Raw genomic sequence first — 21,898 nt, 5'->3', positions numbered from 1 at the left:
GGCGGGTCATTCGCCCAGTCGAGCCATCAGGGTTTTATAGGCGTCCGGCGTCCACTCGCCGGTGGTCAGCGGGCAGGGCGGACCCGCCAGGTTGAGGTGCGCGAGCAGGTCGGGCAACTCGGTCACGCCATTGCCGAAGGCGCGTTCGATGGAGTCGCCCAGCAACTCTTCGAACTGGGTGTTGGGGCGCTTGCGGGCCTGATTGGGCTGCAGATAGGGTTCGGTATTGCTCATGTCATTGACCTCCGTTGCGTACCCGTTCGCGGATCGTTTCGCGCACGGGGATAAAGTCATAAGTCGGGAACACTTCGGTGCTGAACACACCCCAGGCCGAGCGTTCGAGCTCGACGTTGAGGGTCGGCAGCAGGCTTGGCGGCAAACGCAGGGTGACGATCTGGCCCAGGCCCATGGCCACGGTCCAGGACACCACTTCGACGCCTTGCGGGGGAAAGCGCTCCCACCAGTCCTGCTGTTTCATGTGTCGCTGAATGTCTTCCAGGTTCTTCGATTGGTCGTGCTTGAGCAGCACGGTCACCAGCAATGATTCGCTCATGCTCGTGGCCCGCTCAGGGCTTCGGTTTGTCAGTCAGGAACTTGCCTTGCGGCGCCTCGACGTTTTGCTGGCGGCGCGTATTGCCATCGATGCCGCCGGCAATCGCCCATTCGGCGAAAACGGTCGGGCCGGGTTCGAAGGTGCGCGGTTCCCATTCACCGGTCAGTTGGTCTTCGTCGGCGTAGTACTCGACCAGCGCACCGGCCGGGTTCTTGAAGTACCAGAAGAACGCCGAAGACACCGGATGGCGGCCGGGGCCGATTTCCGTAGCCCAGCCGCTGCGGGAAATGTGCATGCCGCCACCGAATACTTCGTGAACATCGCGCACGGTGAAAGCGACGTGATTCAGGCCGGCGCGAGGGGCGGGCAGTTGCAGCATGAACAGGTCGTGGTGGCCGCCTTCTTCAGCGGTGCGCAGGAACGCACCTCGATCCGGATAGCGATCCGAGGCCTGAAAGCCGAACCGCTCGTGATAGAAGGCTTCGCAGGCGTTGACGTCCTTGACGAAAAACACCACATGCCCGACCTCGATCGGTGTAGCGCGTTCGTAGATCGGCGCAGCCTTGTTGATCCGGCCCTTGGTTTGCCAGGTGTTATGGCCGCTGCATTCGATCTGCAGTTCGCGCTTGCGGGTCACTTGCAGGCGGATCGCCAGGCCATTGGGGTCAGTGCAACCGATACGGCCGTTGGCTTCGATGAAGCCCGGATCGTTGGCGATTCGTTCGCTGTAAAGTTTCAGGTCGGCATCGCTTTCGACGCCCCACACCACTTCGCGCACCGTCGAGCCCGGCTCGATGGCCGGCGGCAGGCTGGCTTTGTTGATGTCGGCGAGCACCACGCGGCAGCCGTTGAGGGTTTCGAAGATCACTTCGTCAGGTTGTTCGCTGACTTTGCTCAGGCCCCAGTCACTGAAAAACCGTGCGCTGGTTTCCAGGTCCTCGACACCGTAGGTGACTTCATCAATGCCTAAAACGCTCATAACCCTACCTCTCGTTGCACACCGGCCCAGGCCAGTGGCTGTTCATTCATGCCCCAATAAAGGCTTTTCTGTTCCATGTACTGCAGGATGCCCAGGCGGCCTTTTTCACGGCCCAGGCCGCTGTCGCGCCAGCCACCGATCGGGGTGGAAATCGAGAACTGCTTGTAGGTGTTGATCCACACCGTACCGGCCTGGATTTTTCGACCCAGGGCCCAGGCGCGCTTGTAATCGCCGGTCCAGATGCCAGCGGCGAGGGCGTACAAGCTGTCGTTGGCCTGCTCGAGCAATTGCGCTTCGTCGTCAAACGGCATGGCCACCAGCACCGGACCAAATATTTCTTCCTGGCACACTTGCTGGCTGTTGTTCAAACCTTCGAGGATGGTCGGCGGGTAGTAGTAACCCTGGTCGTAAACGCCGCCAGTGGGGCGCGTGCCACCGAGCAGCAGACGGCCGCCTTCGGCCAGCCCGAGCGCCACATAGCGTTCTACTGACTCGCGGTGAGCGGCGCTGATCAGCGGGCCCATTTGCGTCCGCTCGTCCGCCGGATCGCCGACGCGCAACTCGGCCGCGGCGGCTACCAGGCGCGCCATGAACGGTTCGTACAGCGCGCGAGCGACGAACAGCCGTGAACCGGCGATGCAGGCTTCGCCCGAAGAACTGAAAATGCCGTACAACACGCCGGCCACGGCATGGTCGAGGTCGGCGTCATCAAGGACGATGGTCGGCGATTTGCCGCCCAACTCCAGTGACACTGGCATCATCTTGTCGGCAGCGATGTGGGCAATGTGTTTACCGGTCTTGGTGCCACCCGTGAACGACACACGCTTGACCAGCGGATGACGGGTCAGTGCATCGCCAAGCAGCGAACCTTTGCCCGGTAGCACGCTGAGCAGGCCTTTGGGCAACCCTGCGTCTTCGCAGATACGCGCCAGTTGCAAGGCCATCAATGGCGTGATTTCCGCCGGTTTGATGACCACGGCATTGCCGGCCGCCAGCGCCGGAGCGACTTTCTGCGCTTCACTGGCAATCGGCGAGTTCCACGGTGTAATCGCGGCGATCACACCCATCGGCTCGTAAACACTCATGCTGACGAAATCACCACGGGACGGCGTGATGGTTTCTTCGAGGGTTTCACAAGCCGACGCGAAGAACTGGAAAGTGCCGGCGGCACTGGCCACCAGAGCACGGGTTTCGTTGATCGGCTTGCCATTGTCCTGGCGTTGCAATTGCGCGAGTTCTTCGCTGCGCTCACGGATCAACTCGGCAATGCGATACAGCACGCTGGCCCGTTCATGGGGTTTGCGCTGCGCCCAGCCGCTGTGCAAAAACGCCTGATGGGCGCCTTGCACGGCCTCTTCAACGTCTTCAACGCTCGCCGCATTGAGCCAGGCAACGGTTTCGCCGGTGGCGGGGTAGCACGTGGCATAGCGATCACCGCGGCCCAATCGCCATTCGCCGGCGATGCAGATGGGTAAAGTTTGTTCGAAAGTCATCGCAATCCCCTAAATCGAAATCGCATGGGCGTGGTTGCCCAAAGCGCGGACGACGCTGTAGACGGTCAACGCCGAGGTCTTCGGGTTGGCCAGCAGCGGTTTGCCACGCAGGCTCAGTTCGAAACCGCCAAAGGCACCGCGGGCTTCGAAGTGATGGACGTTCTCTTCGCTTTGCGGATCGGCGATCAGCGTTACGTGGGTGCGATCCAGGCCGAGCCCGGCCAGTGACAAAGTTGCGGCGACGTTGGCGTTTTTCGGGTAGAGGTGCGCCGCCTCGCGGGCACTGCCCTGGAAAATCACCGTGGCTTCGGTGAGGCTGTCCAGGTCAAAGGCCTGTTCAGCCGGGGTGTTTTTCCAGGCCCGCGCCGGTTTGCGTCCGGTGTATTTGACCGAGTCCAGGCCGCCAACCTTGGCCGCCGACAAAGCATCGATGCCGCCGATGGCGCCGGGCAGCAATTCGATGCGGGTCTTGCCGCGTTCAGCAGCGGCCTCAAGGCGTTCTACCAGGCCGACTTCGGACAGCGCGCCGACCGAGACGATCAGACACGCAATGCCACGCTCCAGTGCCGGCAGCACATGTTCTTCGATGGCTTTATGGCCGGCGCACTCGACCAGCAGGTCGGGGCGCGCGTCGGCCGGGAGAGCCGTCAGTACCTGCGGCGGTTGTTTGAAACTGGCCAAGCGTTGGCGCACCAGTTCTTCGGAGCCGGTCGAGGCGATGACGTAGTCGACGCACAGCTGCGGGTCTTTCTCCAGCAGTTCGAGCACGCCGACGCCAATGGCGCCGCAGCCGATCATGGTGATATGCAACATGGCGAAGTCCTCAGGCCGTGGCTTTTTGCGCTTTGGTTTCGCTGTTCGGCGGACCGGCGAACTGGGTGGCGAAGCTGCCGACGGCGAGCATGTCGACTTCCAGCAGGAACGGGCCGGGTTGCGCCAGCGCGCCGTCGACGACCTTGCCGAAATCCTTGAGGTCGGTAACCAGGCCATGGCGCAGGTTCAGCGACTCGGCCAGCTTGGAGTAATCCGGCGTGTGCAGGTCGACGTAGCAATGGCGACTGCCGTACACCGCGTCCTGAATGTTGCGGATAACGCCGTAGCGTTGATCGTTCATCAGCAGAATCACCACGTTGGCGTTCTCTTGCACCAGCGTCGCCAATTCGCCGAGGTTGAGAATGAACCCACCGTCACCGGCCAGCGCGAAGACTTTGCGCTCAGGAGCCGTTTCCGCTGCCGCAACGGCCGCGCCAATGCCCATCGACAACCCCTGACCGATGCCGCCGCCCAATGCATGCACGCCGGAACGCGGGTGGAACAGGGTCAGCAGGCGGTTGCCCCAGATGCTGTTGGACAGCGTCACGTCGCGCACCCAGGAAAAGTTGCGCCCGGTCAGGGCTTGCAGCTGTTCAACCATGGCCGAGTACGGGCCGAGGTCGGCGACCAGTTGCGTACGGGATTTATCGCGCACTTGCTTGAGCTCGGCGAGGAACGTCGGGTCGATCTGCAGGCGACCTTCGAGACGATCAGCCAGGCCTTCCAGCGCCAGTGCCGAATCACCGCAAATAAACAGTTCGCTGTTGTAGCTGCGACCTTCGATGGCCGGGTTGGCGTCGATGCGCAGGGTATTGCGTGGCAACTTCAGCGCGTACTTGAACGTCTCGTTGCTGCGCAGGCGGGAACCGGCGATCAGCAGGGCATCGCAACTTTGCAGGAACTGCTCGACCAGTTTGTTTTGCGAAAATGCACCGAGGCAGCGCTCGTCGTCTTCGTTGACGACACCGCGACCCTGGGTCGAGGTGATCACGCCGACGCCCATGTCCAGCAAGCGTTTGACTTGCGGGCCGGCGTGCCGCGCACCGCCGCCGAGCCACAACAGCGGGCGAGTGGCCGAGGCCAGTCGCTCGGCCACCAGATCCAGCGCTTCCGGTGCGGGCACGGCCACCGGAATCGGCAGCGGCGACAGGTCGGTCGGCATCGGGATAAACGTCGACTGGATGTCGATCGGGATTTCAACGCTCACCGGCCCGGTTGGCGCGGTCAACGCAGTCTGCACCGCCAGCTTCAGGGTGCTGATCGCGGTTTCGACGCTGCGCACGCGGAACGCGGCCTTCGACACAGCCTTGAGCATGGTCAGCTGGTCGCGGGCTTCGTGGATGTAAGCGAATTCCTGGTCCAGATACGGCGTTTCGATTTGTCCGGTGATGTGCAGCAACGGCGTGCCAGCGGTCAGCGCTTCGACCATTGCCCCGGCGGCGTTACCGGCTGCGGTGCCGGTGGACGTCAGGCACACACCCAGGCCACCCGTGGTGCGGGCATAGGCATCGGCCATGTTGGTGGCGCCGGCTTCACCGCGGGCCATGACGAAACGGATGTTGCCGCGTACGGCGAACGCATCGAGGATCGGCATGTTGTGGATCGAGATCACACCGAACGCGGCCTTGACGTCACATTGCTCGAGAAACGCGGTGATGGCAGCGCCAACGGTGACAGTATTTTCATTACGCATGGCGGGACAGGCCTCCAGAAACATCGATATGGCTGCCCGTGGTGTAAGCCGACAAAGGCGAGGCCAGAAACAGGATCGCGCGGGCCGCTTCAATCGGCAGGCCCAGGCGCCCCAAGGGAATGTGTTTTTTTCGAGCCAGCTGGGCGGTCCATTGGCTCCAGTCCAGATCCCGTTCTTCACGGGCTTCGAAACGCCGGCGCCATTGCCCGGACTCGACCAGGCCAATGAGGATGCCGTTGACCCGAATGCCTTCGGCGGCAAATTCGGTGGCCATCGAGCGCACCAGGTTCATCACCCCGGCGCGAGCGGCCGAGGTGGCGACCATGTGCGGTTCTGGCTGGCTGGCCAGCAGCGAGTTGACGCAGACAATGGCCGCGTTCGCTTCGTTTTGCAGCTGTGCCTTGAACGCGCGAACCGGGTTAATCACCGAAAAAAACTTCAGGTTCAGTTCTTCGGTCCAGGCGCTGTCGGTAGTGTCGGCGAAGGTCGATACGCGGCCTTGCCCGGCATTGTTGATCAGCACGCTGGCTGGCCCCAATGCAGCAAGGCTGGCGGCGGAAAAGGCGTTGACCGAGTCGGCATCGAGCACGTTGCAGACGTGCGCCAGTAATCGCGCCTCGGGAAAGCGTTGACGCAGTTTTTCTTCGGCGCTGCGCAGGCGATCTTCGTCGCGTCCGCAGAAGGCCACGGCCGCGCCGGCTTCGAGCAACAACTCGACACAGGCCAGGCCGATGCCGGAAGAGCCACCGGTCACAATCGCCGTACTGCCTTGCAGTTGATAGAGACTCATCTCAATCCCTCATCAGAGCCGTTACGCGGTTGTGGCCGTCATGGCCAGTCGCGCTGTTGTAATCGAGCAGCCGCGACAGCTCGTCGGCACTGCGACGTACTTGCAGGAGCAATTCGTTGAAGTTGACGTGAGCGATCTGTGTGGTCGGAATGGTCACGCCCAGGGCAGCGACGATCTGCCCGGATTGATCACGCACCGGCGCTGCGACGGTGGAGATCGCCGATTCGAAGAATCCTTCACCGCTGACAAATCCGCGCTGACGGTCGGCCTGCACCATGTCGAACAGTTCCATCACGGTCTTCGGTGTGCAGGGTGAGAACTGTTCCAGGTGATCTTCCGGGTACAGTTCGCGCAACTCGGCCAGCGACAGGTCTTCGAGCAGGATGCGCCCGAGGACGGTGGCGTGGGCGGGCAGGCGAGTGCCGACATTCACTGCAGTGGAGAACACCGACGGTGGCGAAACCTTGGCCACGTAGACGATCGAACGGCCGTCGCGCACCACCAGATTGCTTGGGTAGTTGAGGCGGTCGCACAAACGGGCCAGCAGCGGTTGACCGAGTTCGGTCAATTCCAGTGAGGCGAGGTACTCGAAGCCCAGGCGCAGCACCGACATGCCGAGGCGGTATTCGTTGCCGCTGCGGGTCACGAAGCCCATGGTTTCGAGCGTCGTCAGCAGGCGAAAGATCGTCGAGCGCGGCAGCGACAGGCGTCGGGCCAGTTCCGGCGCGGTCAACGTGCGATTGCGCCGGCTGAATTCGCACAACAGCAGCAGGCCGCGCTCCAGTCCTGGCACGATGTATTTGTCCTGAGCGTCCTTCAGCAGATCTGAATCGTTCATAGCGATGCACCTGTCAGGGATTCTTCGATAGCGCGGGCCAGACGGCCCGCGACTACACAAGGTTGTTCGATGGGGCTGGCGTGCCCGGCATCTTGGATAAGGTCGAAAGTACCGCCCAGGGCCTTGGCCAGGGTCTGGCAACTTGCGGGCGCGGTGATGCCGTCGGCTTCGCCGCAATACACGTCGCACGGCATTGACAGCGGTGCATGGCGCAGCAGGTCCTCGCCGCACAGCAGTTCAATGGCCTGGCGGTAACCGTCGGGGTTGAGGCGCGCCATGTTCCACTGCACCCAAGCCTGTGCCTGAGGGGTGGCAGCGGGCGAGAGCATGTAGGGGCTGCGCTGTTCGGCCATGTGTTGAATGCCCATTTGCTCCAGGGAGCGCAGGCGCTTGCTACGTACTTCCTGGCGCTGCAAGGCGCGCGATGGATGACCGTAGCCCTGCGCCGGGCTGATCAGTACCAGGCGGCTGACGCGCTGTTGATGCACGCCGCTGGCGAACGCAATGGCGGTAATTGCGCCGAGTGAATGCCCCACCAGCACGCAACGCTGGATGCCCAGTGCGTCGAGCATCTGCAGCAGGCGCTCGGCATAATCCGACGCATCGGGGGCCAACGCGCGCAGTGGCGTGGAGTCGCCGTAGCCCGGCGCATCCCAGGCGATCACCCGCGCACGGCGGCCCAGTTCCTGCGCCACCTCTAACCACGATGCCGAGCCCGAGCCAATCCCGTGCAACAACACAATGGCAGGCCCGGTTCCGCATTCGCGAAAGGCCTGGCGAGCACCGGCGATCTCCAGCGTGCGCTGCGGGAAGTGCAGGGCCAGTTGCGCCTGAAGGTCGGCGGTGAGCGACGGAGCGCGATTATCGATGGCGTACGACATGGGCTTATCCGCGCTTGATCGAGGCCAGAGGATGTTCTGGCGGGTAGGTAGGGGTCAGCGGTTTTTTCGCACCGAGCATCACGCACATCAGCGCATCTTCATCGCCGATGTTGATTTCTTCGCGGTACACGCCGGGCGGCACGGAAATCACGTCGCGGTCAGTGAGGATGGTTTCGAAACGCTCGCCGTCCTTCTCGATGACCACTTTGAGTTTGCCGCGCAGCACGAAGAACACTTCTTCAACATCGGTGTGCAGGTGCGGCGGGCCTTCGTGACCGGCCGGAATCACCATGGTGGAAAACGTGAAGTTTTCCGACGGGATGGTGTTCATGTCCGAGGTCACGCCGGTGCCACCGGTACCGATGTAGCGCATTTGTGCACGACCGAATTTCGGGTCGTAATCGGCCTGGAATTTCAAGGCGTTCCAGTCGTACTTGCGGGTTTCGTAGCGGGCGATGCGGGTTTGCATCCAGCCTGCGAGATCGCTGCCCGCTGGCTGCTCCCAGCTTTTCGGAGCGTTGTGCTGTGTATTCAGGTTTGCAGAAAGGTCGGTCATGGCAATCTCCAGTATCAAGGCATGACGAACCCGCCGTTGACCGGCAAGGTTTGTCCAGTGATGAAGCGAGCGAGGTCGGACAGCGCAAACAGCACGGCACCGCTGACGTCTTCGGGAAGTTGTGGGCGTTGGATGGCCCGTTGGTCGTTGTACAAACGGTGGCGGGCTTCAGGCACATAGGCCGTGGCCTCGACCAGTACCAGGCCGGGCGCAATGGCATTGACCGTGATGTTGTCGGTCCCCAGTTCGCGGGCCAGGCTGCGGGTCATGGCGATGATTGCGCCTTTGCTCGCGACATACGCCAGCAGGTTCGGCGCGCCCCACAGCGGGGTGTCGGAGGCCAGGTTGACGATGGCGCCATGCCCGCTGGCGCGCAGTGCCGGCAGACAGGCCTTGGTCATCAACCAGGTGCCGCGCACGTTGACCTGCATGACCTGATCCCAAGTGTCCAGGCTCAGCTCTTCGCAGGTCTTGCCGCCGGAATTGGTGATCGAGGCGTTATTCACCAGACCGTCGAGCCCACCGAGCAAACGGGTGGTTTCAGCGATGCAGGCAGCAATGGAATCCGGTTGGGCGAGGTCGACCGTCACGCCGTGCACGGTCAGACCTTCAGCCACCAGTTCGGCGGCCGATTGCTGCACGCGTTCGGCAAGAATGTCGGCGATGACCACGTGGGCACCGGCCCGGCCGATGGCCTGGGCAAAGGCGTAACCCAAGCCGCGGGCGCCACCGGTGACCAGCACGCGACGGCCTTCGAGCAAGCGATTGAAGGTCGTCATCATTGGGTGCTCAGCATGGCTTTTGGCATGTAGTGCAGGACACGTTTTTCGGCCCAGACCACCGCGCCGTAAGCGAGCACACCGATCAGCGTAAGCATGACGATGGCCACGAACACGCCCGCGGTATTGCCCTGACCTTCGGCATCGACCAGCAGGAAGCCGAGGCCCTGATTGCCGCCGACCAATTCACCGACGGTGACACCGATGACGGCCAGGGTCGAAGCAATGCGCAGGCCGGAGAACAGCGCGGCCATGGCCGAGGGGAACTCCACCAGGCGGAAGATCTGCCAGCGGCTGGCGTTCATGGTCCGCACGAGGTTGATCATGTCCGGGTCCACCGTACGGATCGCCGACAGTACGTTGATCATCACCGGGAAGAACACGATCAGGATGGCGATCAGAATCTTCGGATAAATCGTGTAGCCCAGCCACATGACGAACAGCGGGGCAAAGGCGACCTTCGGGGCGATCTGCAGTGCCAGAATGTACGGCGACAGCATGGCCTCGGCGGCGGGCGAGAGTCCCAGCGACACACCGATCACCACGCCGAGCAGGGCACCCAGGCCAAAGCCGACAATGATTTCGAAGGCGGTAATCAGGGTGTGTTGCAACAGGCCGCCGGTGTGCCACATCACCAGGCTTTCCTGGGTCACGCGGCTGAGTTGCGGCATGACGAATTCGGGCATGCCGAGCATTCCCGGGCCCCATTGCCAGAGCACCAGGAACAGGACCAGCAGGGCGACGCTGCCGAGCATGGAGTTATTGAGGTTTTTCATCGTGTCGGTACCTTGTTGTCACTGGCCGTCATTGCGCGGCTGTTTGGGTGTCGATGAACTGGTTGGTGTACAGGTCGTCGAGCTTCGGCTCCTGGGTAACGATGCCTTCGCTGACATAGAACTGGCGCACCGCTTCAAGTCGCGCCGGATCGATGCGCCCCGGTATCACCTGGTTGGCGTAGACATGCTCGACATACAGCTTGAAGACCTTCTCCAATTGCGCTTCCTTGCCGGCATAGGCCGGGACTGCCTTGGCGAATGTGGCCGCTGCGGCCTTGGGATCGGCAATGATGTCGTTCATGCCTTGCAGGGTGGCCTGGACCACGCCGCGGACAATTTGCGGGTGGTTTTTGATGGCGTCGTCGGAGGCGAGAATCGCCTGGGCCATGCTTTCGAAAATCTGTGCCTGCGGGATCAACTTGATCTTCACCCCGGCTTCTTCGGCGTTGACCACCCAGTCCGGCACCCCGGCCATCGCTTGGGATTTGTCGGCCGAGAACAATTGCCAGACGCCCGAGGGACCGGCCGCTTGAATGTTCACATCGGTCTTGCTCAGGCCGGCTTTGCGCAACGAGGCGAGCAGGGCGTAGTAGGTGGTGTCCGAGTAGGACATCACCGTCATGGTCTTGCCCTTGAGGTCGGTGATGGAGTTGATGTTTTCCGCCGCATTGGTGGCAATCATGGTCACACCACCGGCACCCAGCACCGCCACGGCGCGCACTGGAATCCCGTTGGCCCGCACCACGATCGGGGTATCGCCAATGGCACCGCCGAGCATGGCGTTACCGGCGCCGATCTGTTTCGCCACATCTACGCCGCCCTTGGCGGCAATGAAGGTCATGTTCAGGTTCTGGGCGGTGTAGTAGCCCTTTTGCTGAGCGATGATCCACGGGGCGAACGCCGGAGAGTTCGGTGGCGCCGGCAACAGGTAGGTCACATCGGTCGACTGCGCCTGAGCGGCGAAAGCCATGCCCAGGCCGAGCGCAATGCCGGTGACCTGGCTGAAACGTTGAAACAGAGACTTGAACATGCGTACTCCTCAATCGATGGATGGCCGCAGGGGCGTTGATCAATGCAGTTCGGTGTCTTCGCTGACCTGCAGCAACTCCATCAGACGGCCGACCAGCGGGCCGATTTCTGGCAGCTTGCGGCGTTCCAGCGGGTTGTCGCGGAACGGCAGGTCAATGTTGATTTCTTCGATGATGGTGCCAGGGCGGGCGCTCATGACCAGCAGCCGGTCCGACATGGCGATGCCTTCGATCAGGTCATGGGTAATGAACAGCGCAGTTTTCTTTTCATCGAACAGCATCCGCGCCATGTCCTGTTGCAGGATCATCTTGGTCTGCGCATCCAGCGCCGAGAACGGCTCGTCGAGGAACAGCACCTGCGGGTCGATTGCCAGCGTGCGGGCCAGGGCCGCGCGTTGACGCATGCCTCCCGACAGCTGGAACGGGTAATGGTCGGCAAAGCCTTGAAGGTGGCAACGATCAAGCAGATCTTTGGCCACAGCTTGTCGCTTGGCGGCCGCCACACCTTGTATTTCCAGGCCCAGTTCAACGTTGCGACGAATACTGCGCCACGGCATCAACAGGTCTTTTTGCAACATGAACGCGACCTGACGGACCGGGCCGGTGACGGCTTCGCCACCGACGAACACTTCGCCCTCGGAAGGACGATAGAGACCGGAACCCATGTTTAGGATGGTGCTCTTACCGCAACCGGAAGGGCCGATGATCGATACCACTTCACCACGGCGAATCTTGAAGTTAACCCCGCGAATGGCAAACGGCGCTTCCGGCTTTCCCTTGGCCGGGAAACATTTACCGACATTGCGAAATTCAATTTCAGTGGGCTCCAGGTCTTCCTTGGGAGCGAGTTTGTTCCATTGAGGGGCGACGGCGTACATCTCTTTCACAGCCATTGGGAAGGGTCTCTGGTCTGTTTTATAGGTGATACGGTGTTTATTGCATGAACAATGCCAGAGATTTGCCAAGTCGATTTTATGTTTAAAAATCTTTATAAATTAATGGCTTATAGATAATTTCCGCTCTTGATGATGTTTCATATATGAAACGTGGTTTCTTGTATGGCACGAAATTGCACATCGATTGTGCGATGCCCGTTGATGTGCGAGTACGCGGTGCTTTTTTTGGTAACGCTGAAAGTGAAGAACCGATGGATTTGTTTTAAATGTGAAACAAGATCGGCCACCGTATAAAAACGGGCGCGATATGGCGCCCGGTTCAAATGGCTTATATAGGTGGAGTGACGCCGATGTACCGGCCATTGGGCAAAAGAAAGGAGCTCTATAGTGGCTCGGTGCAGTTCGATGTGAAGCGGTAACGCAGCAAATGTATCGCTGTGTATCCCAACACGCTGTGCGGAGACTGGCTTACAAATGCCCCTCGAAACGGATACATCCGGGATACACGGTTGCAGTCAAATAGCCCTGCCTTAGCGAGAAAGCAAACGCCCTCGCACCACGGCTTATCGCCCTTAGTGGCAATGACCTTAGCGGCCTGGCCGCACACCGTATCCGGAGAATCACTATGTCCCGTATGTCGAACAAATCCCGTATTGGCCTGATCGCTGTTGCACTGGCCGGCAGCATGAACCTCGCTTCGACCGCTTTCGCCGCCGACGCGCTGCCTCAGGGCTACCAACTGGCCTCCGCGGAAAAAACCAGTGAAGGCAAATGCGGCGAAGGCAAGTGTGGTGCAGGTGAAACCGGCGCCAAAGTGACCAAGGCCGGCGAAGGTAAATGTGGTGAAGGCAAATGCGGCGACGCTTCGTTCGCCCGTACTGACACCGACCACGACGGCCGTGTCTCGCTCAACGAACTGCTGACCGTTGCCCCGCAGGGTGGTGAAGAGTTCAAGGCGATGGACACCAACAACGACGGTTTCCTCTCTGAAGGCGAGGTCTACAAGTTCCGCACCAACCAGTTCACCTCCAACGGCAAGAAAGTCCCTACCGAATTGTTCACTCAGATGAGCAAAGCCAAGAGCTGATCGATCGATGCAAGCCATTAAAACCTCTGCGGGTTATCGCCCGGAGAGGTTTTTTTATGGCCACTCAAATTCAGATCAATCGAAGGCACTGCGGTAGGCGAACAGGCCGGGCAAGCCGCCGGTCATGACGAACAGCAGATGACTGCCGGCCGGGTAGTCGCCCCGGCGCACGGCGGCCAGCAGCCCGGCGAATGCCTTGCCGCCGTAAACCGGATCGGTGAGCAAACCTTCATGGGAGGCCAGCAGGCGCACCGCTTCAAGCATTGCTTCGGTGGGCGCACCGTAGGCGTCGCCGCGTTCGCTGCCATCGACGTTGATCGTGCCTTCGTTCAGCGTTGCGTTGGAGTCGAGCAGGTGCAAGGTCTGGCGGGTTTTTTCCAGAGTCGTCGCCATGGCTTGTTCTTCGCTGGCCAATACCGAGTAGCCGACAATCTTCGTTGCGCAACCTGCAAGCGTCATACCGGCCAGCAATCCCGAGTGGGTGCCGGCACTGCCGTTGGGCACGATGATCCGATCGAACTGCAGGTCAAGGGCATCAGCCTGGTGGAGGATTTCGGCTGCGCAGGCGGCGTAACCCAGACTGCCTCGGGGGCTGGAGCCACCCAATGGCATGACAAAAGGCTTTTTACCCTGTTGCTTGAGCTTCGCCACCAACTCAGTGGCATAGGAATCCGGTGTCACGCCACGCGATAACCGATGCACCTTCGCGCCAAACAGACCGTCGAGCAGGACGTTGCCGTTGTGGCAGAAATCATTGTCGGTGCGCACGGCTGACGGGGTCAGGATCAGTTCGCACGCCAGGCCATGGCGCGCCGCGACGGCGGCGGTCAGGCGCGCATGGTTGGATTGAAAACCACCCCATGTCACCAGCGTGTCAGCATTTTCCGCCAGGGCTTCACCCAGCAGGAATTCCAGTTTGCGCAGCTTGTTGCCGCCACCCCCGAGGCCGGTAAGGTCATCACGTTTGACGTAGAGGTTGCAGCCATTGAGTTCGGGCAAGCGGCTCAGGCGGGCGAGTTTCTGGATCGGTGTCGGGCCTTCGAGCAGGTCTGCCCGTGGATACGCCGCCAGTGCGGCATCAAGTTGATTCAAGTGGTCGGGCATATAGGTTCGCTCGTGGAGTGAAAGAACGCAGGGCATCGAACACTCTAAAAAGGCACCTGGTGAAGATATACGGTGATTGGGGAATTACTGTTGATACACCGTGTAACTAACAGGCCCTCTAGAAATTTTGTAGGCGTGAGCCTGCTCGCGATGGCGGCGTGTCAGAACACCTCAGCGTTGAATGGGTTGACGTAATCGCGAGCAGGCTCGCTCCTAAAGGGGGTCGCATATCTTTAATTCAGATATGGGCTGTCAGATTAATTCGTTTATTGAGATACCTTGCTCGCGCGTACAGTCGGCCCGACTGAAGAACGGAAGGGCAGATGATGAACAGTGTTAAGCCAACGATTGCCGGCATCGCGCCACAACCTGCCAGCGCGTGGCGGGGCACCGTAGCCGGTTTTTCCGCAAGCCTTGTAGGGATCGGTCTGGCGCGTTTTGCCTATACGCCGTTGCTGCCGGCGATTGTCGGGGCGCACTGGTTCGATGCATCCAGGGCCGCTTACCTCGGTGCGGCAAACCTTGCCGGGTATTTGGCTGGCGCCATGTTCGGCCGTTCGCTGGCGGCGAAAACTTCAACCCGGGTTACTTTGCGCGCGATGATGCTGCTGGCGAGCATCGCGTTCTTTGCCTGTGCCTGGCCGGTGTCGTTTGCCTGGTTTTTCGCTTGGCGTTTTTTGTCGGGCATTGCCGGCGGGGCGTTGATGGTCCTGGCCGCGCCCACGGTTCTGGCGCACGTTTCGCCATCGCGCCGGGGGCTGGTGGGTGGATTGATTTTCATGGGCGTGGGTGTCGGGATCGCCGCATCCGGAACGCTGGTACCGCTGCTGTTGCAGCAGGGGCTTGAACAAACCTGGCTCGGTCTCGGCCTGATTTCCCTGTTGCTGACCGCGTTGGCCTGGTGGGGATGGCCGACAGCCGACGCGCCAACGGCCGCCACCCCACATCCGCGTCACTCGCCACCCAACGGCACCCTCAAGGCGCTGTATGTCGAGTACGCACTCAACGCTGCCGGTTGGGTGCCGCACATGATTTTTCTGGTGGATTTTGTTGCACGGGGTTTGGGCCAGGGCCTGCAAATCGGGGCGCAATATTGGGTGCTGTTCGGCCTTGGCGCCACCGTCGGGCCGCTGCTCGCAGGGCTGCTGGCTGATCGAGTCGGCTTCGGCCGCGCCTTGCGGGTGTCGTTCATCATCGAAGCCATTTGTGTTGCCGTGCCGGCATTCGGCCCAGGCAGTGTCTGGCTGATGGCGTCCAGTGTGATCGTCGGCGCGTTCGTCACCGGCACCGTGCCGCTGGTGCTGGGCCGGGTGCATGAAATCCTCGCCCATCATCCTGCGCAACAGACCTCAGCCTGGCAAACCGCAACGGTCGGATTTGCGCTGTTCCAGGCAGTCGCCGCCTATGGTTTGTCGTTCCTGTTTTCCTCCAGCGGCGGCAATTACAGCCTGCTGTTTCTCATCGGTGCATCGGCCATGTTGCTTGCGTTTGTGATCGATGTGGTGGCGGTGGTTCGGCGTTCGGCTGCGGGGCATGGACTGAAGTGAATTATGCCGAGCGCAATCGTTTTTACTGGCGTCGAAACCTGGCTGTGTGCGTGTTTGGCTCGTTCACCACGCTGGTGAGCCTGAGCATGCTGCTGCCGTTCCTGCCGCTGTACGTGCAACAACTGGGCGTGACGAACCAGGCCGATGTGGTGCAATGGTCGGCCGTGGCGTTCGGCGCGACGTTTTTTGGTACGGCGATTACCGCGCCGCTCTGGGGGCGGTTGGCCGACCGCTTCGGGCGCAAACCGATGCTGGTTCGGGCGGCCATCGGCATGGCCATCGTGATGTCGCTGATCGGGCTGGCGCGGGACGTCACCGACCTGGTAGCGCTGCGCTTGATCGCCGGGCTTATCGGCGGCTATGCATCGGCCTCTATTGTCATGATCGGCTCCCAGGTGCCCAAGGAAAAGGCCGGTTGGGCCTTGGGTGTGCTCTCGACGGGCGCCTTGTCCGGCAACTTGATCGGGCCATTGGTGGGTGGATTCTTGCCGCAGTGGGCCGGTATCCGCGGCACTTTTTTTGTCGGTGGCGCCATGATTGCGCTGGCGGCGATTACGACGATGGTACTCATTCGTGAAGACTTCCATCGGCAATCGGATGGCGTTCGACGGGTCGACCACACCCTGTCGCCGGCTGACCGTTCTCGCTGGCCCATCATCGGCGCACTGCTGGTGACGGCGATGATGGTACTGCTCGCCAATATGTCCATTGAGCCGATCATCACCGTCTACATTGGCGACCTGGGTGTGGCGCTCGATGACCAGGCGCGGATCGCCGGCGTGGTGATGGCCTGTTCGGCGCTGGGCAGCATTCTGACCGCCGCCAAACTGGGTGCATTGGCCGACCGGGTCGGTAGCTGGAACGTGATTATTGGGTGTTTGCTGTTGACTGGCCTGGTCATGGTGCCGCAGGCGTACGTCACGCAATGGTGGCAACTGGCGGTATTGCGCGGGCTGATGGGCATGACCATTGCTGGGCTGTTGCCGGCCATCGCCAAGCTGATCCGTCATTCGGTGGCGGAGCATAACACCGGCAAAATTCTCGGTTATCTGCAATCGGCGCAATTCTCGGGGCAGGTGATCGGGCCATTGATCGGAGGCCAGATCGGTGCGCATTTCGGCTTGCATCATGTGTTTCTGGTCACCGCAGTGCTACTGGTGCTGTGTGCCGCCGTCAATGGCTGGGTCAGAGCCCGGTTCTATGCGGTGCCGGCCGTTACAGCGGGGCGATGACACCTTCCTCGCGCACGCTTTGCAAAAACGTCGCCAGTGCACTGGAATAATAACCGTCGTTGCGGCGCACGAACACGGTCTCCACGTGGGCCAGCTCCGGTGGCAATTCATGCACGGCCACCAGCCCCTCGCGCGCTGCGTTGGCGATCACGCCTTTGGGCAACAGCGTGATGCCAACCCCGGCGGAAACGCAGGCGATGATGGCTTCGATCGAGCCGAACTCCAGCGGTTCGGGAGCCAATACACCGAGGTCTGTCAGCAATGTATCCAGGCGTTGGCGATAGGAGCAGCCGAGGCGAAACACCACGGTTTTGAGGTTGTCGATACGGGCGATGTCGTCCATGTGCAGCACTGAGGGTGCGGTGATCAACACCAATTCTTCGCGAAAGGCGATTTCCGTGTGCAGCTCCGGATGATTGACCGGCCCGACCACAAACGCACCTTCCAGCTTACAGTCGATAACGCCTTGGATCAGGCTGCACGTAGTGCCAGTGCGGACCACCGGGCGCACCTCGGGGTAAGCCTTGGCGAACCGGGCGATCAACTGGGGCAGACGCAGGGCAAGGGTGGTTTCCAGCGTGCCGATTTCCATCACACCTTTTGGGTGGCCGTCATCGCGGGCAGCACTGGAGGCGTCGAGCAGCAGTTTCGATAACCGCGCAGCGAAAGGCAGGATGCGCCGACCAGCGGGTGTCACCTGCACACCTTTGGCGCTGCGCTGAAACAACGCGACCCCGAGCTCATCTTCCAGCGAGCGAATCCGCGCCGAAACGTTGGACTGCACAGTGTTCAGCTCGCTGGCAGCCTTGTTCATGCTGCCGTGGCGCGCCACCGCGTCTACAACCCTGAGATCCGCTACATCCATCAAAGTCACCTATCTCAAAAAGTAATAGCCAAGTCACAAGATAAAGCCTTGAAGAGATTAGTGCTGGCAGCGCTTGAAAGGCAAATCAGGTTGTTGTTGGATTCACCAAAAACGATCAATCGAATCATAAATGATCATTTTACATGATCATGTGCGGGGCATAGGTTGAGGGGGCACAGATACCGCAGCCAGTGGCGGATCGAGTCTGAATCTGAGGCTGTGGAACAACAATAACGCAACCACTGCTACACGGAGTCAACGTGAATCATGCAACCGAGTCAGCCAGAATCCGTAACCACCCCCGGTACAAGGATTTGGTCTCACGGCAGCGAAGGTTCGTCACCTGCCTGACCGCCGCCACCCTTGTTCCGTATTTCACCTTCATCCTGGTCGCCGCTTTCGCCCCTCAGCTATTGGCAACGAAGCTATCCGCTACCAGCATCATCAGCATCGGTTGGCCTTTGGGTGCGGTGTTCATTGTCGGGGCCTGGTTGTTCACCGGGCTCTACATTCATCGCGCCAATGGTGAATTCGATGACCTGACCGCAGAAATCCGTGCGGGGGCGATCGTATGAAACAGCGCCTGCGGAACTTCATCCTGCCTGTTCTGTTGAGCACATTCGCGGCTCGCGCCATGGCCGGCGACGTCATACAGAGCGTCGAAAAACAACCGATCAACATCACCGCCATCAGCATGTTCCTGGTCTTCGTCGTAACGACCCTGGGCATCACGTACTGGGCTGCGTCCAAGACCAAATCCATGGACGATTTTTACACGGCGGGCGGCGGCATCAGCGGCTTCCAGAACGGTCTGGCACTGGCCGGGGACTACATGTCGGCGGCGGCGTTGCTGGGGGTCACCAGCATGATCTTCTTCAACGGCTTCGATGGCGTGCTGTACTCGATCAGCTTCTTTGTCGCCTGGCCGTTGCTGTTGTTTTTGTTCGCCGAGCGCATCCGCAACCTGGGGCGCATCACCATCTCCGACATCGCATCATTTCGCCTCGATCAAAACCGCATCCGCACGATGACCGCGTTCGGTTCATTGACGGTGGTGTGCTTCTATCTGGTGGTGCAGATGGTGGGGGCAGGGCAGTTGATTCAGCTGCTGTTTGGCTTGCCTTACAACTATGCAGTGATTGCCGTGGGCCTGTTGATGGCGGTGTACGTGACCTTTGGCGGCATGGTCGCGACGACGTGGGTGCAGATCATCAAGGCCGGGTTGTTGCTGTTGGGCGGGACGTTGCTGGCGTTTCTGGCGTTGAGCAAGTTCGGCTTTTCGTTCGATCTGTTGTTCGAAAAAGCCGTGGCCGCGCACCGCGATGGCGAGCGGATTCTGCTGCCGAGCAAACTGGTGGCCGATCCGCTTTCGCTGATCTCGCTGGCACTCGGGCTGGTGTTTGGCACGGCGGGGTTGCCGCACATTCTCATGCGCTTCTTCACCGTGCCCGACGCCAAACAGGCGCGTAAATCGGTGTTCGTCGCCACCGGTTTCATCGGGTTTTTCTACCTGATCGTGGCGGTGTTGGGGTTGGCCGCGATTGTCATCGTCGGGCAGGACCCGGCTTTCTACGAGGGCGGGAATCTGGCGGGTAAATTGATCGGCGGCGGCAACATGCCGGTGATGCACCTGGCCAAAGCCGTGGGCGGCGACCTGCTGCTGGGCTTCATTTCCGCCGTGGCGTTCGCGACCATTCTGGCGGTGGTGTCCGGCCTGACCATGGCCGGCACGTCGGCGATTTCCCATGACCTGTATGTGATGGTGGTCCGCAAGGGCAAAGCCGATGCCCGCGATGAGCGTCGGGTGTCGCGTATCGCTTCGGTGGGCATCGGGATCGTCGCTGTGGTGCTGGGGATTTTGTTCAAGGATCAGAACATCGCCTTTCTCGTGGCGCTGACCTTTGGTGTGGCGGCGTCGGTCAACTTCCCGATTCTGGTGCTCTCGATGTACTGGAAAGGGCTGACGACCCGCGGTGCGCTGATCGGCGGGATTGCCGGGTTGGTGAGTGCGGTGGGGCTGGTCGTTCTCTCGCCCGCGGTGTGGGTCAAGGTGCTGGGCAATACCGATGCGATCTTCCCGTATGACTACCCGGCGATCATCTCGATGAACGTGGCGTTCTTTTTCACCTGGCTGGGCTCGGTCACTGATCGCAGTCACGGAGCAAGGCTTGAACGCGAACGTTTCGATGATCAGTTGATCCGTGCCCAGACGGGAGTCGGGGCCGCGCAGGCGGTCAATCACTAAGCCCTTCGCACTCTGCAAAAGGAGTCAGCCATGCAACTTAGAGACAATGGCCTTGGATTTTCACCCATCACCGTCGCACTGCACTGGATCGTGGCGTTTTCACTGCTGGCGATTTTCGGCCTGCAACTGTTGATCGGCCAAGCCTCCAGCGAGGCGCAACAACTGGAACTTGGCCGGGTACAAAACCTGCTGGGGCTGATGCTGTTCCTCGTTTCGAGCTATCGGTTCTGGGCGCGGATCACGTCCTATCATCCGCTGCCCGTCGGTACGCCCAATCCTATCGAAGTGATCATCAGCCGCTCGGTGGCGGTGTCGCTCGCCCTTGCATTGGTGCTGTTGCCAATAGCGGTGTGGGCTTCACGCGCAGCCGCCGGTGAGGTGGTGATGCTGCCCGGTGGATTCTGGATTCCGAGCATCCTGCCGACCAATCCAACCTTGAAGCACGTGGTCGATGTGCTGTTCAACATCGGTGCCTCGGCGTTCCTTGCCGGGCTCGCGCTGCACATCTTCGGCGCGGTGAAAAATCACTTCCTCCTGAAGAACAACACGCTCAAGCGAATGCTGGGCAAACATGTGGAGCTGTGAGTCATGAACCAGGACAGTCTTGATTTTGCCGGTAACGCCATTACCCGGCTCTGCGGTGTGAAGTACCCGATTTTTCTCGGCGGGATGGCAGCCATTTCCGGGCCGCAACTGGTGGGTGCGGTGGCGAATGCCGGGGGCATGGGCGTCATCGGCGGGTTGCGCTTGCCGCCCTTGGCTTTACGCCGCTGGATCCAGGAAACCCGCGCACTCACCGACCGACCCTTCGGCGTGAACCTGGTGCCGCAGTTCGGTGGCCCGGATGTGTTCGAAGCGCAGTTTCAGGTGATTCTCAAGGAGAAGCCCAAACTGCTGTCGCTGTTCTATGCCGAGAAGTATGCCGCCGACATGATTCCACGGGCCAAGGACGCCGGGATCATCGTGATGGTGCAAGCGGGGTCGGTGGAGTTGGCCAACATTGCCATCGCCCAGGGCGCCGACATCATCATCGCCCAAGGCAGTGAGAGTGGCGGCCATCTCAATCGCGGCACGATTGGCATCATGCCGTTGTTGACCTCAATCCTTGCGGTTGCGCAGGGGCGGCCGGTGTTGGCGGCGGGCGGCATCACCCAGCGCGATGACGTGCGGGCGCTGATGTCCCTCGGTGCATCCGGGGTGGTGGTGGGCACGGCGTTCATCGCTACCGATGAATCGAATGCCCATCCGTTGTACAAACAGAAGATCGTCGAGGCGACCACCGACGACACTGAATACCGCACCGGTTATTCGTTCGGCTGGACCTACGGCACCCCGCACCGGGTGATTCCCAATCGGGACAAATGGAACCTGCTGCGCTTCATCGGCGGCGGCGCCCGGGCAATCGACAAGCCGCGGATGGCCGAAAAACTGTCGCTGTATGCGGGGCAGGGCGTGGGCAAGATCCACAGCGTTGTACCAGCGGCAGAGCGCGTGGCGGAACTGGCGCGCGGGTTGCTGCCGGTGCCGGAGACGGCGACCGGCTTCACCGACTATGCCGCGACCGGGCGGTTCTTGAGTGAACAAAGGAGATCACTCGGCTGGCAATAACCAATGTAGACGTGAGCCTGCTAGCGATGGCGGCATCCCCGTTGCCTGATCCAACCCTATCGCTAGCAGGCTAGCTCCCACACTGGTTATTTGCTGGCCCAGAATCCGCACATTACCCCCCCCCCCTGTGGGAGC

At 60.9% G+C, this 21,898-nt stretch carries 23 protein-coding genes; 7 read left to right on the top strand and 16 right to left on the bottom strand.

Annotation, left to right across the window (positions count from 1 at the left end; all coding sequences use genetic code 11):
* Window positions 1–6 precede the first annotated feature (6 nt).
* The 14 genes from KVG88_RS19385 to KVG88_RS19320 are packed head-to-tail and all read right to left on the bottom strand — an operon-like array spanning window position 7 to window position 12,057.
* Window positions 7–234: a recombinase-like helix-turn-helix domain-containing protein gene (locus KVG88_RS19385; protein ID WP_150725541.1), complete on the bottom strand. Its 228-nt coding sequence runs from the start codon at window positions 232–234 to the stop codon at window positions 7–9.
* A gap of 1 nt (window position 235) precedes the next feature.
* On the bottom strand, window positions 236–553 hold the full coding sequence (locus tag KVG88_RS19380) for a hypothetical protein (RefSeq protein ID WP_217872463.1): 318 nt from the start codon (window positions 551–553) through the stop codon (window positions 236–238).
* Window positions 554–566: 13 nt separating this feature from the next.
* Entirely contained in the window at window positions 567–1,532 is a 966-nt protein-coding gene (locus KVG88_RS19375) for a VOC family protein (RefSeq protein WP_217872462.1), read from the bottom strand.
* Window positions 1,529–3,025 (bottom strand): aldehyde dehydrogenase, encoded by a 1,497-nt coding sequence (locus KVG88_RS19370; protein WP_217872461.1) that lies wholly within the window; start codon window positions 3,023–3,025, stop codon window positions 1,529–1,531. Before KVG88_RS19370 ends, KVG88_RS19375 begins: the two co-directional genes overlap by 4 nt.
* 9 nt (window positions 3,026–3,034) lie before the next feature.
* Window positions 3,035–3,838, bottom strand: coding sequence for an aspartate dehydrogenase (locus KVG88_RS19365; RefSeq protein WP_217872460.1), 804 nt, complete (start codon window positions 3,836–3,838; stop codon window positions 3,035–3,037).
* Window positions 3,839–3,848: 10 nt separating this feature from the next.
* Window positions 3,849–5,531 (bottom strand): thiamine pyrophosphate-binding protein, encoded by a 1,683-nt coding sequence (locus KVG88_RS19360; protein ID WP_217872459.1) that lies wholly within the window; start codon window positions 5,529–5,531, stop codon window positions 3,849–3,851.
* Entirely contained in the window at window positions 5,524–6,321 is a 798-nt protein-coding gene (locus tag KVG88_RS19355; protein ID WP_217872458.1) for an SDR family oxidoreductase, read from the bottom strand. Before KVG88_RS19355 ends, KVG88_RS19360 begins: the two co-directional genes overlap by 8 nt.
* Window position 6,322: 1 nt before the next feature.
* The gene (locus tag KVG88_RS19350; protein WP_217872457.1) at window positions 6,323–7,159 is read right to left on the bottom strand and encodes an IclR family transcriptional regulator; all 837 of its coding nucleotides are present in this window, start codon (window positions 7,157–7,159) and stop codon (window positions 6,323–6,325) included.
* The gene (locus tag KVG88_RS19345) at window positions 7,156–8,040 is read right to left on the bottom strand and encodes an alpha/beta fold hydrolase (RefSeq protein ID WP_217872456.1); all 885 of its coding nucleotides are present in this window, start codon (window positions 8,038–8,040) and stop codon (window positions 7,156–7,158) included. The genes KVG88_RS19350 and KVG88_RS19345 overlap by 4 nt, the downstream gene beginning before the upstream one ends.
* Before the next feature lie 4 nt (window positions 8,041–8,044).
* Window positions 8,045–8,596 carry a cupin domain-containing protein gene (locus KVG88_RS19340; protein WP_217872455.1) on the bottom strand — a complete coding sequence of 184 codons (552 nt, stop codon included), beginning with the start codon at window positions 8,594–8,596 and terminating at the stop codon, window positions 8,045–8,047.
* A 14-nt stretch (window positions 8,597–8,610) separates the two neighbouring features.
* Window positions 8,611–9,378 carry an SDR family oxidoreductase gene (locus KVG88_RS19335; RefSeq protein ID WP_217872454.1) on the bottom strand — a complete coding sequence of 256 codons (768 nt, stop codon included), beginning with the start codon at window positions 9,376–9,378 and terminating at the stop codon, window positions 8,611–8,613.
* The gene (locus tag KVG88_RS19330) at window positions 9,375–10,151 is read right to left on the bottom strand and encodes an ABC transporter permease (RefSeq protein WP_217872453.1); all 777 of its coding nucleotides are present in this window, start codon (window positions 10,149–10,151) and stop codon (window positions 9,375–9,377) included. The genes KVG88_RS19335 and KVG88_RS19330 overlap by 4 nt, the downstream gene beginning before the upstream one ends.
* Before the next feature lie 28 nt (window positions 10,152–10,179).
* Window positions 10,180–11,181, bottom strand: a complete 1,002-nt coding sequence (locus KVG88_RS19325) for an ABC transporter substrate-binding protein (protein ID WP_217872452.1) — start codon at window positions 11,179–11,181, stop codon at window positions 10,180–10,182.
* Window positions 11,182–11,220: 39 nt separating this feature from the next.
* Window positions 11,221–12,057, bottom strand: a complete 837-nt coding sequence (locus tag KVG88_RS19320; RefSeq protein ID WP_225934080.1) for an ABC transporter ATP-binding protein — start codon at window positions 12,055–12,057, stop codon at window positions 11,221–11,223.
* Between the two features lie 643 nt (window positions 12,058–12,700).
* Here KVG88_RS19320 and KVG88_RS19315 point away from each other — a divergent pair.
* Complete coding sequence (locus KVG88_RS19315; RefSeq protein ID WP_217872450.1) at window positions 12,701–13,162, top strand: HvfA family oxazolone/thioamide-modified RiPP metallophore; 462 nt, start codon at window positions 12,701–12,703, stop codon at window positions 13,160–13,162.
* Window positions 13,163–13,237: 75 nt separating this feature from the next.
* On the opposite strand, the gene KVG88_RS19310 is transcribed toward KVG88_RS19315, so the two are convergent.
* Entirely contained in the window at window positions 13,238–14,266 is a 1,029-nt protein-coding gene (locus KVG88_RS19310) for a D-cysteine desulfhydrase family protein (protein ID WP_217872449.1), read from the bottom strand.
* 323 nt (window positions 14,267–14,589) lie between these two features.
* Between KVG88_RS19310 and KVG88_RS19305 the strand changes: the two genes are divergently transcribed.
* On the top strand, window positions 14,590–15,813 hold the full coding sequence (locus KVG88_RS19305; protein WP_217872448.1) for a YbfB/YjiJ family MFS transporter: 1,224 nt from the start codon (window positions 14,590–14,592) through the stop codon (window positions 15,811–15,813).
* Window positions 15,810–17,045 (top strand): MFS transporter, encoded by a 1,236-nt coding sequence (locus tag KVG88_RS19300; RefSeq protein WP_217872447.1) that lies wholly within the window; start codon window positions 15,810–15,812, stop codon window positions 17,043–17,045. The genes KVG88_RS19305 and KVG88_RS19300 overlap by 4 nt, the downstream gene beginning before the upstream one ends.
* Here KVG88_RS19300 and KVG88_RS19295 read toward each other — a convergent pair.
* Window positions 17,029–17,910 (bottom strand): LysR family transcriptional regulator, encoded by an 882-nt coding sequence (locus KVG88_RS19295; RefSeq protein WP_217872446.1) that lies wholly within the window; start codon window positions 17,908–17,910, stop codon window positions 17,029–17,031. The two genes, KVG88_RS19300 and KVG88_RS19295, sit on opposite strands and share 17 nt — an antisense overlap.
* Window positions 17,911–18,170: 260 nt before the next feature.
* Between KVG88_RS19295 and KVG88_RS19290 the strand changes: the two genes are divergently transcribed.
* Genes KVG88_RS19290 through KVG88_RS19275 form a run of 4 tightly spaced genes read left to right on the top strand, consistent with a single transcriptional unit; the run spans window position 18,171 to window position 21,763 of the window.
* On the top strand, window positions 18,171–18,485 hold the full coding sequence (locus KVG88_RS19290) for a DUF485 domain-containing protein (protein ID WP_150700919.1): 315 nt from the start codon (window positions 18,171–18,173) through the stop codon (window positions 18,483–18,485).
* Window positions 18,482–20,155, top strand: a complete 1,674-nt coding sequence (locus tag KVG88_RS19285) for a cation acetate symporter (protein ID WP_217872445.1) — start codon at window positions 18,482–18,484, stop codon at window positions 20,153–20,155. Before KVG88_RS19290 ends, KVG88_RS19285 begins: the two co-directional genes overlap by 4 nt.
* 30 nt (window positions 20,156–20,185) lie before the next feature.
* Window positions 20,186–20,740: a cytochrome b gene (locus KVG88_RS19280; RefSeq protein WP_217872444.1), complete on the top strand. Its 555-nt coding sequence runs from the start codon at window positions 20,186–20,188 to the stop codon at window positions 20,738–20,740.
* Between the two features lie 3 nt (window positions 20,741–20,743).
* Window positions 20,744–21,763, top strand: a complete 1,020-nt coding sequence (locus KVG88_RS19275) for an NAD(P)H-dependent flavin oxidoreductase (RefSeq protein ID WP_217872443.1) — start codon at window positions 20,744–20,746, stop codon at window positions 21,761–21,763.
* The last annotated feature ends 135 nt before the right edge of the window (window positions 21,764–21,898 follow it).

It is taken from the genome of Pseudomonas azerbaijanoccidentalis, from assembly GCF_019145495.1.
GTDB classification, from domain to species: domain Bacteria; phylum Pseudomonadota; class Gammaproteobacteria; order Pseudomonadales; family Pseudomonadaceae; genus Aquipseudomonas; species Aquipseudomonas azerbaijanoccidentalis.
This window is presented reverse-complemented; position numbering and strand designations above follow the sequence as displayed.

What these genes read in the sequence shown, in the direction of transcription:
- KVG88_RS19385 (WP_150725541.1), bottom strand. Translation starts at nt 234, where the DNA reads ATGAGCAATACCGAACCCTATCTGCAGCCCAATCAGGCCCGCAAGCGC.
- KVG88_RS19380 (WP_217872463.1), bottom strand. Translation starts at nt 553, where the DNA reads ATGAGCGAATCATTGCTGGTGACCGTGCTGCTCAAGCACGACCAATCG.
- KVG88_RS19375 (WP_217872462.1), bottom strand. Translation starts at nt 1,532, where the DNA reads ATGAGCGTTTTAGGCATTGATGAAGTCACCTACGGTGTCGAGGACCTG.
- KVG88_RS19370 (WP_217872461.1), bottom strand. Translation starts at nt 3,025, where the DNA reads ATGACTTTCGAACAAACTTTACCCATCTGCATCGCCGGCGAATGGCGA.
- KVG88_RS19365 (WP_217872460.1), bottom strand. Translation starts at nt 3,838, where the DNA reads ATGTTGCATATCACCATGATCGGCTGCGGCGCCATTGGCGTCGGCGTG.
- KVG88_RS19360 (WP_217872459.1), bottom strand. Translation starts at nt 5,531, where the DNA reads ATGCGTAATGAAAATACTGTCACCGTTGGCGCTGCCATCACCGCGTTT.
- KVG88_RS19355 (WP_217872458.1), bottom strand. Translation starts at nt 6,321, where the DNA reads ATGAGTCTCTATCAACTGCAAGGCAGTACGGCGATTGTGACCGGTGGC.
- KVG88_RS19350 (WP_217872457.1), bottom strand. Translation starts at nt 7,159, where the DNA reads ATGAACGATTCAGATCTGCTGAAGGACGCTCAGGACAAATACATCGTG.
- KVG88_RS19345 (WP_217872456.1), bottom strand. Translation starts at nt 8,040, where the DNA reads ATGTCGTACGCCATCGATAATCGCGCTCCGTCGCTCACCGCCGACCTT.
- KVG88_RS19340 (WP_217872455.1), bottom strand. Translation starts at nt 8,596, where the DNA reads ATGACCGACCTTTCTGCAAACCTGAATACACAGCACAACGCTCCGAAA.
- KVG88_RS19335 (WP_217872454.1), bottom strand. Translation starts at nt 9,378, where the DNA reads ATGATGACGACCTTCAATCGCTTGCTCGAAGGCCGTCGCGTGCTGGTC.
- KVG88_RS19330 (WP_217872453.1), bottom strand. Translation starts at nt 10,151, where the DNA reads ATGAAAAACCTCAATAACTCCATGCTCGGCAGCGTCGCCCTGCTGGTC.
- KVG88_RS19325 (WP_217872452.1), bottom strand. Translation starts at nt 11,181, where the DNA reads ATGTTCAAGTCTCTGTTTCAACGTTTCAGCCAGGTCACCGGCATTGCG.
- KVG88_RS19320 (WP_225934080.1), bottom strand. Translation starts at nt 12,057, where the DNA reads ATGTACGCCGTCGCCCCTCAATGGAACAAACTCGCTCCCAAGGAAGAC.
- KVG88_RS19315 (WP_217872450.1), top strand. Translation starts at nt 12,701, where the DNA reads ATGTCCCGTATGTCGAACAAATCCCGTATTGGCCTGATCGCTGTTGCA.
- KVG88_RS19310 (WP_217872449.1), bottom strand. Translation starts at nt 14,266, where the DNA reads ATGCCCGACCACTTGAATCAACTTGATGCCGCACTGGCGGCGTATCCA.
- KVG88_RS19305 (WP_217872448.1), top strand. Translation starts at nt 14,590, where the DNA reads ATGATGAACAGTGTTAAGCCAACGATTGCCGGCATCGCGCCACAACCT.
- KVG88_RS19295 (WP_217872446.1), bottom strand. Translation starts at nt 17,910, where the DNA reads ATGGATGTAGCGGATCTCAGGGTTGTAGACGCGGTGGCGCGCCACGGC.
- KVG88_RS19285 (WP_217872445.1), top strand. Translation starts at nt 18,482, where the DNA reads ATGAAACAGCGCCTGCGGAACTTCATCCTGCCTGTTCTGTTGAGCACA.
- KVG88_RS19280 (WP_217872444.1), top strand. Translation starts at nt 20,186, where the DNA reads ATGCAACTTAGAGACAATGGCCTTGGATTTTCACCCATCACCGTCGCA.
- KVG88_RS19275 (WP_217872443.1), top strand. Translation starts at nt 20,744, where the DNA reads ATGAACCAGGACAGTCTTGATTTTGCCGGTAACGCCATTACCCGGCTC.